Annotated in this window: 11 protein-coding genes; 4 read left to right on the forward strand and 7 right to left on the reverse strand. The window is 40.7% G+C overall.

Annotation, left to right across the window (positions count from 1 at the left end; all coding sequences use genetic code 11):
• Positions 1–108 precede the first annotated feature (108 nt).
• Entirely contained in the window at positions 109–2,220 is a 2,112-nt protein-coding gene (locus GTQ43_RS34535) for a heavy metal translocating P-type ATPase (protein ID WP_265277238.1), read from the forward strand.
• A 140-nt stretch (positions 2,221–2,360) separates the two neighbouring features.
• Here the strand turns inward: GTQ43_RS34535 and rppB are convergent, their stop codons facing one another.
• The 5 genes from rppB to GTQ43_RS34560 all read right to left on the reverse strand — a co-directional run bounded on the left by rppB (position 2,361) and on the right by GTQ43_RS34560 (position 6,554).
• Positions 2,361–3,761, reverse strand: a complete 1,401-nt coding sequence (rppB, locus tag GTQ43_RS34540) for a two-component system sensor histidine kinase RppB (protein WP_265277240.1) — start codon at positions 3,759–3,761, stop codon at positions 2,361–2,363.
• A complete protein-coding gene (gene rppA, locus GTQ43_RS34545; RefSeq protein WP_265277242.1) occupies positions 3,754–4,500 on the reverse strand; it encodes a two-component system response regulator RppA in 747 nt (248 codons plus the stop codon). The genes rppB and rppA overlap by 8 nt, the downstream gene beginning before the upstream one ends.
• A 621-nt stretch (positions 4,501–5,121) precedes the next feature.
• Positions 5,122–5,253: a hypothetical protein gene (locus GTQ43_RS34550; RefSeq protein WP_265277243.1), complete on the reverse strand. Its 132-nt coding sequence runs from the start codon at positions 5,251–5,253 to the stop codon at positions 5,122–5,124.
• 52 nt (positions 5,254–5,305) lie between these two features.
• Positions 5,306–5,791, reverse strand: a complete 486-nt coding sequence (locus GTQ43_RS34555) for a DUF2808 domain-containing protein (protein WP_265277245.1) — start codon at positions 5,789–5,791, stop codon at positions 5,306–5,308.
• A 283-nt stretch (positions 5,792–6,074) separates the two neighbouring features.
• Positions 6,075–6,554 (reverse strand): DUF2808 domain-containing protein, encoded by a 480-nt coding sequence (locus GTQ43_RS34560; RefSeq protein ID WP_265277246.1) that lies wholly within the window; start codon positions 6,552–6,554, stop codon positions 6,075–6,077.
• 1,495 nt (positions 6,555–8,049) lie between these two features.
• Between GTQ43_RS34560 and GTQ43_RS34565 the strand changes: the two genes are divergently transcribed.
• The 3 genes from GTQ43_RS34565 (at position 8,050) to GTQ43_RS34575 (ending at position 11,218) form a co-directional block, all read left to right on the forward strand.
• Positions 8,050–8,244 carry a heavy-metal-associated domain-containing protein gene (locus GTQ43_RS34565; protein ID WP_265277247.1) on the forward strand — a complete coding sequence of 65 codons (195 nt, stop codon included), beginning with the start codon at positions 8,050–8,052 and terminating at the stop codon, positions 8,242–8,244.
• Between the two features lie 168 nt (positions 8,245–8,412).
• Complete coding sequence (locus tag GTQ43_RS34570; protein WP_265277248.1) at positions 8,413–10,674, forward strand: heavy metal translocating P-type ATPase; 2,262 nt, start codon at positions 8,413–8,415, stop codon at positions 10,672–10,674.
• 22 nt (positions 10,675–10,696) lie between these two features.
• Entirely contained in the window at positions 10,697–11,218 is a 522-nt protein-coding gene (locus tag GTQ43_RS34575) for a cupredoxin domain-containing protein (protein ID WP_265277249.1), read from the forward strand.
• Positions 11,219–11,282: 64 nt separating this feature from the next.
• Here the strand turns inward: GTQ43_RS34575 and GTQ43_RS34580 are convergent, their stop codons facing one another.
• Together GTQ43_RS34580 and GTQ43_RS34585 are read right to left on the reverse strand one after the other, a co-directional pair.
• A complete protein-coding gene (locus GTQ43_RS34580) occupies positions 11,283–12,065 on the reverse strand; it encodes a sulfite exporter TauE/SafE family protein (RefSeq protein ID WP_265277250.1) in 783 nt (260 codons plus the stop codon).
• Between the two features lie 188 nt (positions 12,066–12,253).
• A complete protein-coding gene (locus GTQ43_RS34585; RefSeq protein ID WP_265277251.1) occupies positions 12,254–12,880 on the reverse strand; it encodes a class I SAM-dependent methyltransferase in 627 nt (208 codons plus the stop codon).
• Positions 12,881–12,910 lie beyond the last annotated feature (30 nt).

Consider the following 12,910-nt stretch of genomic DNA (forward strand, 5'->3'; position numbering starts at 1 on the left):
AGCGTCTTGGGGCATAGAACTTTACTAACTCTCGAAAATTTCGCCTTAGTTTCATCATCATAAAAATCTGATAGTCAAGACATCGCAGCAAACCAGGAGGATTCATTTGTGAACCACGATCACCATAATCATCAGCAAACGCAGCCCAAACCGGGAAACACTGGGCACGATGAACACGGAAAGCAAGTTAAAAAGAATCCGCCTGACCCTGACCCACACGGCAACCAAGGGGGACGCAATCAACACGCAGGGCATGATAAACACGCTGGACACAGCCCAGAGATTTTCAAACGACGCTTCTTTATTTGCCTCTTGCTAACGCTGCCCATTCTCTATTTTGCGCCAATATTTCAGACTTGGTTAAATTATCAAGCCATCCAATTTCCGGGTGCGAAGTGGGTTATTCCCATTTTCTCAACTATTGTTTATTTCTATGGTGGTTGGGTCTTTCTAAAGGGAGCCTACTACGAACTTCGCAGTAAAATTGGCATGATGACTCTGGTTGCTCTAGCCATCACCGTGGCGTTTGTCTACAGTGTGTCAGTGACTTTCGGATTGAAAGGAGATTCTTTTTACTGGGAACTGGCAACCTTAGTCGATATCATGCTGCTCGGTCACTGGATGGAAATGGCTTCTGTGCTGGGAGCCAGCAATGCGCTAGGAGAACTTGCCAAGTTAGTGCCTTCTGTCGCTCACAAGCAGGCGAATGGGCGGAGCGAAGATGTCCAAGTAAGCGCATTAGTTGAGGGAGATATAATTCTGATTCGTCCTGGCGAACAAGTCCCGATCGATGGTGAGATCGTCGAGGGTACTTCCAATGTCAATGAATCCTTTCTTACGGGAGAGTCGCGCCCGGTGGTCAAAAAAGCCAATGATGAAGCGATCGCCGGAGCGGTCAATGGAGAAGGTGCTTTGACAGTCAAGGTCACTCGCACCGGAGATCAAACAACCCTGAGCCAGATTATGCGTATGGTTAAGGAAGCGCAGACATCTAAAAGTAAATTTCAATCACTAGCCGATCGACTTGCCTATTGGCTAACTTTAATCGCGATCGGGATCGCTACACTAGCATTCGTAGTTTGGATATCTATTAAACCAGATGATTTAGCCTTTGCCGTTAGTCGTGCGGTTACTGTATTAGTGATTGCTTGTCCTCATGCGTTAGGGTTAGCAGTCCCCTTAGTGCTGGTCAATGCTACTGCAATGTCTGCTAAAAATGGCATCCTGGTGAGAAACCGAGAAGCGTTTGAACGAGCCAAAGGCATTAAAACAATCGCATTTGATAAGACAGGGACATTGACGACAGGACATTTTGGCGTGCAACGAATTTATACGGATAGTATAGATGAGTTAAAAGCTTTGGGCATTTCTGCTTCCCTAGAATCTTTATCAGAACACCCCCTCGGACAATCGATCGTGGAAGAAGCCAGCCATCGAAAACTTCAGCTTTTAAAAGCCAGTGACTTCAAAGCAGTTCCCGGTCAGGGCGTTGAAGGCGTAGTAGACGGTCAGCATTATCGGGTTGGCAGACCAGAATGGGTTCAGGAGTTGAAATTGCAGTTTCCGCCAGCGTTGCAAAAGGGACTACAAGAACGTGAATCTCGTGGTGAAAGTGCAATCGTCCTGATGGACGACAAGCAAGTTCTCGCCCTATTCGGGTTAGCAGACCAGGTGCGGGCATCTGCACGAGAAGCGGTTGTAAAATTACAGAAAATGGACGTGCAGGTGGTAATGATTACAGGCGATGCCGAAGCCGTTGCCAAGGCCGTTGCTGGGGATTTGCAGATTGATCGCTACTATGCTCGTGTCCTACCACAGGATAAAGCTGCGCTAATTCATCGGCTCAAAGCTGAGAAGCCGACCGCCTTTGTGGGCGATGGCATCAATGATGCACCTGCTTTAACCGAGTCAGATTTAGGACTGGCGATCGGAGCCGGAACCAATGTTGCGATCGAATCTGCCGATCTAATCTTAGTTAAAAGCGATCCGCTTGATGCAACTTACGCGCTTAAACTTGCGAAAGCTACCTACAGTAAAATGGCTCAGAACTTGTTATGGGCAGCTGGGTACAACGTTGTTGCCATTCCATTAGCGGCAGGAGTTGGCTACCCATTCGGCATTCTATTAACACCAGCAATAGCTGCCATACTGATGAGCGTTTCGACAGTTGTTGTTTCATTTAATGCAATGTCGTTACGTGCCATTCGTTTGCATGACTGAGTACATCAGAACAAATCTCAATCGAGACGGAGTAATAGAAGTTACCTCCTAGATGCAAAAGCCATTTCACTGCTTCAAAACTACTCACACCCATAATCAGGGTAGAGTTGAACTAAAAAGTTTTTTGTAAGCATCTGTCTTTAACGATACAACATTTTAAATGGGTAAATAGAGCGAACGGTTTTAAGTGGGGGTATATTAAAAGGTAGCTTAATAGTGAAAGTGCTACCTTCACCTAAGTTACTTTGCACATCTATACTGCCGTGGTGTGACTGAATAATTGCTTGCGCGATCGCTAATCCCAATCCAGAACCGCCAGTACTACGGGAGCGATCGCTACTCACCCGATAAAAGCGATCAAAAATTCGCTTAAGTTCGTGTTTCGGGATACCAATGCCTGTATCTTGAACTTTGATTACAGCATTATAGTCATTACAATCTAAGAAAACTGTTACCTCCCCTCCTCTGGGTGTGTATTGAATTGCATTGACAATTAAATTAGAAAACAAGCGATAAAGCTGGTCAGCATTACCTATAATATTCAGAGGTTGATGCACTTGTATTGAAGATGTCAGGTTTACCTCAGCGGCATTTGCCATCGCTTCAAACTCCTCAACTAAATCGCTAACAATATCATTTAGACAACAATTTTCACGTTGTAATTTTTGGGACTGTTTATCTAAACGTGCTAACATTAATAAATCAACAACCAAAGTAGTTAGCCGTTGATTTTGACGTTGTATAGTTTGTAAAATATCCCTTGTCTCTTCTTCATCTATTTGGGACATTAAAAGTGCCGATTCCACCGTTGCACCTGTTGCAGCTAAAGGCGTTCGTAATTCATGTGCTACGTCTGCTGTAAACTGTTGAATTTGTCGATAGGATTGATAAATTGGCTGCATAGCTAATCCTGATAGCCACCAACTAGCACCAGCAATCATAACCATTGCAATTAACAACCCTAATACCGAAACTAATTTCACACTATCCAAGTAATGATTAAACTCTTGTAGACTTCGCCCCACCTGCATATATCCCCAGTCTTGATAATTTTGGGTATGCAGTGCTAGAGTAATTTGATGGTAATCTTTGCCTTTGCTGTCTTTAAGAAATTGCCAAGTTTTTTGATTAAAAACATCAGGTAATCCCTTTGGATAGTAACCCGCATTAGCAATCAATTTTCCAGAAATATCAAAAAAACGTATATAGTAACTAGTTTTAGTAACGATACCAAGAAGATGACGTTTAGAATCTGGCTGTTGTTGAATACAATTAGTAGTTCCAGTTCCACAGTTATCTAGATTTGGGAATAACTGATGTGCAAAAGGTTCCAAACGTCCAGGTGACTGTAGTTTTAGTTCAATACTGTCGTGCAGTGTCCCCCCTACAGACTCGATTTCACTGTCTAAAGCCACCACATGGGCATGGAACACTGCTCGATAAAAACCGAAGACAGATATGCTTAAAATTAAACCCATAACGATGGCATAATATAAAGCCAAACGAATACGGGTGAGCCGAAACAGCTTATTTTTATTCATTGGTGAAATTAAGACGATATCCCATACCGTGCAGAGTTTCAATTGAGTTAGGACAGTCGCTATTGGTGAGTTTGCGACGTAACAAACGTATTTGCGCCGCCACTACATTGCTACTAGATTCGGCATTAACTTCCCAAATCTGGTTACGAATTTGTTCGGTAGTAACAATTTGCTTGGGATGCTTCATAAAATACTCTAACAGTTGGAACTCTTTATTAGTTAAAGGAATCCTTTGCTGTTCACCCGTAGTATTTTGTCTTACAACTGTACTGTCGCCATAATCTAGAGTCAAGTTACCAACAGTCAATTGTTGGGGTTGGAAATGCGGAGAGCGACGCTGCAAAGCCCGCAATCGTGCCAGTAGTTCTACCATACCAAATGGTTTTACCAAGTAGTCGTCAGCACCTGCATCTAGTCCGGCTACTTTATCTTCCATTCTATCTCTAGCAGTTAGCATCAGGATAGGAAGAGGATTTACTTTGTAACGCAGTCTTTTGCACAATTCTAAACCAGTAATTCCGGGAAGCATCCAATCAAGAATTGCTACTGTATATTGTGCCGAGCTATTTTCTAAGTAAGCCCATGCTTCATTACCATCCATTACCCAATCAACTAAGTATTTTTGTTGATTTAAGGTGCGCTTGATAGCAGCCCCTAAATCCGGCTCATCTTCGACTAGCAGCACCCTCATATCAAATTGAGTAGTTAAAGATTCATTGTAAACTTGTGATGTAAGCATAGTTTGCAACAGGAATACCCCTATAAATAGGTTGACAGAAGTTTATGAAATTAGGATGAAATTCTTAAAAATTAGGATTAAGCTATACAAGACCTAACAGTATAGTCTATTATCTTAGCGATACATAATTAAATAGAAAAGACTCAGTAGACCAACTTGCCAAAATAGGGTGTGAACTTAGTTTGAGGAGTTATAGAAACTAAGTTTTGCAAGATATCTATTGAGTCAATAATAATTTTGACACTTAAATATGAAATTAAGATGAAAATGAGCGCGATAGCTTCTCTACGAGAGGTTGCGCTCTAAGCGTAGCTATGCCGCAGGCTTTACGAGAAGCTACGCGTAGCAAGATCCCCGTAGGGGTAAACTCGCCGCAGGCATCGCACTCATTTCATTTAGTTATCTTTGGTCAATTTAAACAGTATTGTCTATGGAAGTTTTAGCATTGCTTTTCACTGCAAGGACGGCCGAGATAAACAGACATCTGCCAAGGTAAACACTGTACTAACATAAATCGGCTTTTCCATCCCAATATCTATTCAATAAATAACTCCATAAAGTTATCATTTATTGGCTTGACATCTGCGGCTAAATTTATAGACAGTAGTTTTATCTAGCGAATCAAGGATAAGTCTGAACTAGAGCTAGACCAAGTGGGATTTCTTGCGTAAATCCAACTTTCTTAGCATAGACTTGATACTGCCAAGTTTCGCCAGAGCCTGGTTCATACATTGGAGTATTGACTCCTCTCATTAAAATCAAATCTCAATGAAATCCCATAGTTTCTCAGTAAAAAAAAGTTGTACTAGTAAGTACGAAACCAAGCAACACCTATGGGAATTTCTGCATCGATGCCAACCTCTCTAGCTGAGAAGCTGTAGACAGAGCCATTACCAAGATTGCGTCTTTTTATTCTTTTAAGGTCAATCTCCAACTTAGTGTTAGGAGCAACTGGTTCGGCGAAAGCTAGTAGTATTGTTTTACCGTTGACAGATACATTAGTGTTAATTTTCTGACCCTTTTCATCCACGACATCGATATCCTGAATGTTCTTACTTATAGTTACATTGTCTGGAACTTTGACAAGTAGTTGGGTAACAGCTTTGCTATTTTGGGGAACGTGTAAACGGAAAGTATGTCTAAAAATTCCCCAGCGTGTGGGAGGGAATTGTGAATTTCCATCAATATGGGGAACCCTACCATCATCTGTTCCAGCATTTGCATAGCTAGGAGCAATAATAGCGGTGCTATTCAGAGTCAATACAATGGCGTAAATCAATGACCTCTTCATATTTATCTCCAAAATAATTAAACAAGTTAGTTAAAGTGCAGGTTCATGCATTGTGAGTGAATCTGCTCTTAATAGATAGATCAAAACTTGGCAAAGCCATCTTTAACTACCCCTTGATACAGCCGTTAATCAGGAGAAGTAGGTAGTTAGCTTGCCCTTATCAAGTTCAAATCGTCGGTGATGTTTTTGCAAAAGAGGTATGCTACCTCTTTCTACTAGCATGACAAGTCATCATGAAATCAAGATGAAATTTCAACAGTTATCATTAAAATCTACAAATAAATTAAAATGGAGAAAATTGAGCTACACCTACAGGAATCTCTACGTCATTACCAACGACTTTAGCCGAAAGATGGTAGATAGAATTAGAACCAAGAATTGGTTGTTGTACTTTATTGAGATTTATTTGCAACTTAGTAGTGCTAGAAGTAACTGGTTCAGGAAAATCTATAATAATTCTTCTACTATTTACAGTGATGTTAATTTTAATTTTTTGACCTTTATCATCCAATATATCAATATCATTACTTACAGCTACTGTGGATGGAACGTCAATAATTAGCTGGGAAAGAGCGTTGCCATTTTTAGGAATGTGTAACTGAAATGTCTGTTTAACAAGTTGCCAAGCAGCAGGAGTAGACTGCAAACTATTCTCAATATTAGCAACCTTATTATTATCCGTTTTCGCATTTGCATAGCCAGCATAAATCAGAGCTGCGGTAGCTAGACTACATACGGCAGCATAAACCAATGTTCTCTTCATCTTGACTGTTAAATTAACAAATTATTTCAATTAGATTGCAGATTTATTCTTAGCGAATGAACCTTTACAAAACCAGCTTGACAGGTCACTATGAAATTAAGATGAAATAACCACCTTGCAAAAAAAAATTTAAGATTGCAAAGTATAAAATCTAAAAAATCCCGTTTTACAGCAGTTTTCATGTATTTGAACCACATCTGTCGTAGGGGCAATTCATGAATTGCCCCTACTGCGTGGTCTATTTACCTGAAAATAGCTGTAATTAAAAAAACGGGGTTAAAATTTTGGTTGCAAAATATTCTCATCTATTCTGAAGGATGACAATACAGCATAAGCTAATGAAATCAAGATGAAATTTTACGGTTTATTTACTCATTAAATTAGATTAATTCTAAAAATAGCTAGTTATATGTTTTCAATAATTAGCAATATAAATCCAGGCTTTAAGCTATACCAGAGTGGCACGACTACAAAGCCTAAAATGACTATCAAAGCATAAGTTTAGACGACTAAATATTAGTGTATGAGCATCAAAATTAAATTTGAGATAACTATTGTACTTTTACCCAAAAATCAGCAGTAATAATTTTCACGTTTCAATTAAAATGTTCGTCATGAGAATTCTCCATTCTCCATATTGTGCCATGAATAGTATACAAAGAAGTTTGGCTAGTTTACAGATAATACATAACCATCGCGCTAATTCGGCTGGTGCTTGAACTTGGTCTAAATTTGTTTTGACAATAAGACCAAAACATAATAGATAGTTCCAAGCTATATACTCACTTTTTCATAAATAAATGAAATTTACATGAAACTCTCATAACTTATTAGTCAAAGTCACTAGCATACCTAAATGAAATCAGCATGAAATTTAGGCAACTCATTAGGAATAAATTAGGATCGTATCATTAGGTAGATGCCCTTACACCGACAATAGTCTAACGTGAATTATTAGAAATATAACTACAGCTTTATAACTGATTCATTTATTTAAGGAGAAAATTATGACTACAACTACGAATCTATCCTTGAAAGTTGCATTCAAGCTTGTTTAGAATGCCTGCGTGACTGCGATCGCTACTACCCAAGCCTCATTAATAGGCAAATACAGGTGCAATTCTCGTCGTAGATGCTTTGGGCACATTTCATGCGATATTTTTGAAACCATTAAAAAGAATTTGGCAAAATCCCTTGACTCTCTAGCTGGCTAGAGAGTCTAAGATAAATTCATGAAGTAAACATTTCAGACAATCTAAAGCTGTAACAGTTCGTGTACTTCCAGTTATGCCATCTGAAACAGCAATCAAACAAGCGATGTCTACGACGGGCTACGACTCTCGAACGCGAGTGCGTCTCCAACAGGAGAAGACTCGCTATCGGCATCGCTAACTCTGGTTATCCTGCTAGCTAAAGCCGTAAACCATTTGAGTCTTCAACTCCTGATTTTCTTAACTCCATCTTTTTACTATCCAAGTTCAAGGTTTTTAACGTTATGACACTCCAAATAAAAGTTCCTAATATGGCTTGCTCTGCTTGTGCAGACACCATTACTAAAGCAGTTAAAACAGTTGATCCTAGTGCTACGGTTCAAGCAGATCCAAAAACAAAAATCGTCTTAGTGGACACAAATGCTGACGAAACAGTTATTGAGGAAGCAATTACTACTGCTGGCTATTCTGTCACTTAAAAGCCATCTACAAAGAATAGACTAGCAAACATAGCAAGGCAACGCTTAGTAAAGTTGTCTGAAAAGCACACAGCCAAAGCTAAGTATAACGGCACTCAGCTATCAATCACACCAAAACACCGTTCTTAAAACTCAGTAAAAGCAGCGGCTAAAAAAGCATATTTAACTATGGATACTCTGAGTCTTAAACTTCGAGGCATGAGTTGTGCCTCCTGTGCTAACAATATTGAAGAAGCAATCCGCTCTGTTCCAGGGGTGAGCGACTGTAACGTTAACTTTGGCGTGGAGCAGGCTACTATCCAGTATGATCTCAAGCGCACCAATCTGGAAACAATCCAAGCCGCTATAGATGCTGCCGGATACTCATCTTACCCACTCCAAGAACAAGAAATGATTACTGGAGAAGATGATGTCGAAAAAAACGCCCGTGAAGCAGAATTACGGACACTTACCCGTAAAATAGTTGTAGGAGCAATCCTCAGCACTTTGATTCTACTAGGGTCAATTTCTGCGATGACAGGGCTAAAACTGCCTTGGATTCGGACATTGTGGCTAGACAATCCTTGGGTACAGTTGGTATTGGCAACCCCCGTCTTATTCTGGTGTGGTGCAGACTTCTTCAAAAATGCCTGGAAAGCCTTTAAACGTCATACAGCAACGATGGATACTTTGGTTGCTATCGGTACTGGTGCAGCGTATTTCTATTCACTATTTGCTACTGTTTTCCCAGGATTTTTTACGTCTGCTGGACTGATGCCTGATGTGTACTACGAAGCAGCAGCAGTCATTACCACTTTAATTCTGCTAGGAAGGTTATTTGAGAATCGCGCCAAGGGACAAACTTCTGAAGCTATCCGCAAACTCATCGGTTTGCAAGCTAGAAATGCCAAAGTAATCCGAGATGGGCAAGAAGTTGATGTTCCTATCCAGGAAGTCCAGATTGGTGATGTAATTTTGGTGCGTCCGGGCGAAAAAATTCCTGTTGATGGAGAAGTTATAGAAGGTGCTTCTAACGTTGATGAAGCGATGGTGACTGGTGAGAGTTTGCCAGTCAAAAAGCAAGCGGGGGATGAAGTAATTGGAGCCACAATTAATAAAACAGGTAGCTTTAAATTCCGAGCAACCCGCGTTGGAAAAGACACTTTTTTGTCCCAAATCGTCAAAATGGTGCAACAAGCTCAAGGCTCCAAAGCACCAATTCAACGTTTAGCAGATCAAGTAACGGGATGGTTTGTGCCAGTAGTGATAGCCATTGCGATCGCTTCCTTCGTCATTTGGTTTAATGTCATGGGCAACTTGACATTAGCCCTAATCACCACAGTCGGAGTGCTGATTATCGCTTGTCCCTGTGCCTTGGGTTTAGCTACTCCAACTTCAGTAATGGTAGGAACGGGCAAGGGAGCAGAAAATGGTATTTTAATTAAAGGTGCAGAAAGTTTAGAACTCGCTCATAGAATCCAGACTATTGTGCTGGATAAAACTGGAACTTTAACACAGGGAAAACCCACTGTTACTGACTTTGTTACTGTCAACGGCACAGCTAATAGTAATGAGTTAAAACTTTTGCAGTTGGCAGCATCTGTAGAACGAAATTCAGAACATCCATTAGCTGAAGCCGTGGTTAGGTATGCCCAATCTCAGCAAGTGGAACTGACAGAGGCTAAACAATTTGAAGCGATCGCTGGGAGTGGTGTCCAAGGAATTGTTTTAGACCGTTTCGTACAAATCGGTACTCAGCGTTGGATGGAAGAATTAAATATCGATACCCGCACGCTTCAAGAGCGTAAAACCTCTCTGGAAGCTGCTGGTAAAACAGCTATTTTAATTGCAGTGGATGGGCAAATTCAAGGTTTGATGGGAATTGCTGATGCACTTAAACCTTCTTCAGTAGCAGTTGTGAGAACGCTACAAAAGTTAGGTTTAGAGGTAGTTATGCTCACAGGGGATAATCGCAAAACAGCAGAAGCGATCGCTAGCGAAGTTGGGATCACACGAGTATTTGCAGAAGTTCGACCCGACCAAAAAGCGTCTCAGATACAGGCATTGCAAGCAGAGGGGAAAATTGTCGCAATGGTAGGTGATGGCATTAATGATGCACCAGCACTGGCTCAAGCGAACGTGGGGATTGCAATTGGTACAGGAACAGATGTAGCGATCGCAGCCAGCGATATCACCCTGATCTCTGGAGACTTGCAAGGTATTGTTACTGCAATTCAATTGAGTCGTGCCACTATGCAGAACATCCGACAAAATCTCTTCTTTGCCTTTATTTACAACGTTGCTGGGATTCCCATTGCTGCTGGAGTTTTGTTTCCTATCTTTGGTTGGCTACTCAACCCGATTATCGCGGGTGGGGCGATGGCTTTTAGTTCCGTTTCTGTTGTTACGAATGCCTTACGCTTGCGTAACTTTCATCCCAAAACTATCTAATAATTGTGGAGGAATTTAACAAATGTTCAACAAAAGTAAGATTTTTGGGAGCATTGCCGGGTTAGGACTTCTGTTTGGTACAGCATCAAGCGTAGCAACAGCACAAATGCCAACCGAAATGCCAACACATTCATCAGAACAAACCAGTCAATTTCGCCGTATTGAGCAACCACTAGCATTAAAAATCGGTGTTACTTTGGGAGGTTTAGGGTTAATTGGATTGGAACTGTGGTGGTTTCTATTCAGTAAAAACAAAGCTACAAAAGCTAATATTGATCAAGGAATACAAGAGCTAACAATTAATGTAGATGGAGGCTATGAACCTTCTCGTGTAATTGTAAAATTTGGTCAACCTGTACGGCTAAATTTCTTTCGCCGCGACCCCAGTAGCTGTTTAGAGAAAGTTTTACTACCTGATTTTCATATTGCTCAAGATTTAGCTCTTAACCATGTCACTCCCATTGAATTTACACCTCCCAAACCAGGTCAATATCAATTTACCTGTGGGATGAATATGTTTCGTGGTGTAGTGGAAGTCCAGTAGTGAGGTAACAATAAACTTTACCTTTGAAACTAATGATTCAGCTTTATATCAAGGTGTTAATTGACTAGTCATGGCTAGCTGATTGATTGGATTGCCAGGATTTACGCAGTGTTACGAATGCAAGAATACTCACAACTGTGAGGTAGATACGCTGTAGCCACATACTACTCAAGCTAAGGGTAATATGTCCGCCAATAATTCCACCTATGAACATCGTAAAACCAAGGATCACACCTAGTTTGTAATCCACAATGCCCTGCATCATGAATATTAAAGTGGCAACGAATGAAGAAAATATATTAATCAGCTTAGTTGTAGCTATTGCTTGAACAAATGTCATGCGAAATAACATCACATAGGCTGCCGTTAGTAAGGTAACATACCCACCACTGAAAAAGCCGCCGTAAATACCAAGTAGGAAAGTGACTATATAGCCTGCGATTTCTGCTATCCGCGAAGGTATTACCTCTGCTGGAACTACTCCAGCATTCCTGTTGGCAATTGATAACACGGTAACTACAATCATTGAGATAGAGATAATAAGTGGCATTGATTTTGACGGCACAACCAGAACAAGCAATGCTCCCAAAATTGATCCTGCCAGGGTTAGAACTATTAGTCGTGGTAAGCGACGGCGGTCAATTACTCCTTTACCAATAAAAGGTAATGTGCCACCAACGCTCATGAATGTTAGTGCCAGCATATTAGTAGCAAGGGCAGTGCGCGGTTCAACCCCAAACTGAAGCATTATAGGTACGGTAATTAGGGAAGTGCTACCAGTGATGACGCTAATAACGCTTGCTATTAAGAAAACTGTAATAAGGACAAGTAATTGGATGGTTGTCAAGGTAGATATCGCTTTATTCAAGAACTCTGGTTTGTCGGTCTAGATACCGGAGTTAGTAATAAAGGTAAATTAGCATAAAATGGCTTGCGAGTATTAACGGCACAAGGTCTCAGTTTTTCTGGCATTACCCTAAATTAAAAACGCAATAGCTTACAAGCGATTATTCTCAAACTAGAAAAACTTTTGATTCAGCAACTAGCTGTTGCTGTTGCTACCATCAATTCCCATATCAAGCCAAAACGAACCTTAGTTGCGCGACAAATGTTAAAACCTGCGGATGTAAGTAGGTAATGAAATTCAGCTTGGGAATAACACTGCTTGTATGCTGGATCAAAAACTTTCAGAATAATATCGCATATTTGACACAATAAATAATCTCTGCACCAATCCAAAATCACTAATTTACCATCAGGCTTCAGAACCCTTTTCATTTCTGCTAATGCAGCGTCAGGCTCATCAAAATAGTGAAACGAACTAGCAGATATGACCACATCGAAACTGTTACTTGCAAAAGGTAATGCTGAGGCTGGTACGTTGTAAAACGAGACATTAGGGTAGTTACAACATTTTTGTTTAGCCATGAGTAGCATCTTGTCTGAAATGTCTACCCCAACTATCTGTTGCATCGGCTGTTCAATTAAAATTAGCCGCTCAAATTCCCCTGTCCCACAAGCGATATCCAGCACAACATCTGATGGAGATATCTGTGCCCAGCTTTTGAGAAATGACAAAGTATTAGCAACGTAATTGCTCCAGCGTTGGTCATATATTGCTGCCAACCGATCATACTGTTTGCGAACTTTAGTTTCGGTCATAGGGAAACTCTAGATTCTTTCATAAGCCAA

Source organism: Nostoc sp. KVJ3, from assembly GCF_026127265.1.
Classification (GTDB): domain Bacteria; phylum Cyanobacteriota; class Cyanobacteriia; order Cyanobacteriales; family Nostocaceae; genus Nostoc.

What these genes read in the sequence shown, in the direction of transcription:
- rppB (WP_265277240.1), bottom strand. Translation starts at nt 3,761, where the DNA reads ATGAATAAAAATAAGCTGTTTCGGCTCACCCGTATTCGTTTGGCTTTA.
- rppA (WP_265277242.1), bottom strand. Translation starts at nt 4,500, where the DNA reads ATGCTTACATCACAAGTTTACAATGAATCTTTAACTACTCAATTTGAT.
- GTQ43_RS34550 (WP_265277243.1), bottom strand. Translation starts at nt 5,253, where the DNA reads ATGAGAGGAGTCAATACTCCAATGTATGAACCAGGCTCTGGCGAAACT.
- GTQ43_RS34555 (WP_265277245.1), bottom strand. Translation starts at nt 5,791, where the DNA reads ATGAAGAGGTCATTGATTTACGCCATTGTATTGACTCTGAATAGCACC.
- GTQ43_RS34560 (WP_265277246.1), bottom strand. Translation starts at nt 6,554, where the DNA reads ATGAAGAGAACATTGGTTTATGCTGCCGTATGTAGTCTAGCTACCGCA.
- GTQ43_RS34565 (WP_265277247.1), top strand. Translation starts at nt 8,050, where the DNA reads ATGACACTCCAAATAAAAGTTCCTAATATGGCTTGCTCTGCTTGTGCA.
- GTQ43_RS34570 (WP_265277248.1), top strand. Translation starts at nt 8,413, where the DNA reads ATGGATACTCTGAGTCTTAAACTTCGAGGCATGAGTTGTGCCTCCTGT.
- GTQ43_RS34575 (WP_265277249.1), top strand. Translation starts at nt 10,697, where the DNA reads ATGTTCAACAAAAGTAAGATTTTTGGGAGCATTGCCGGGTTAGGACTT.
- GTQ43_RS34585 (WP_265277251.1), bottom strand. Translation starts at nt 12,880, where the DNA reads ATGACCGAAACTAAAGTTCGCAAACAGTATGATCGGTTGGCAGCAATA.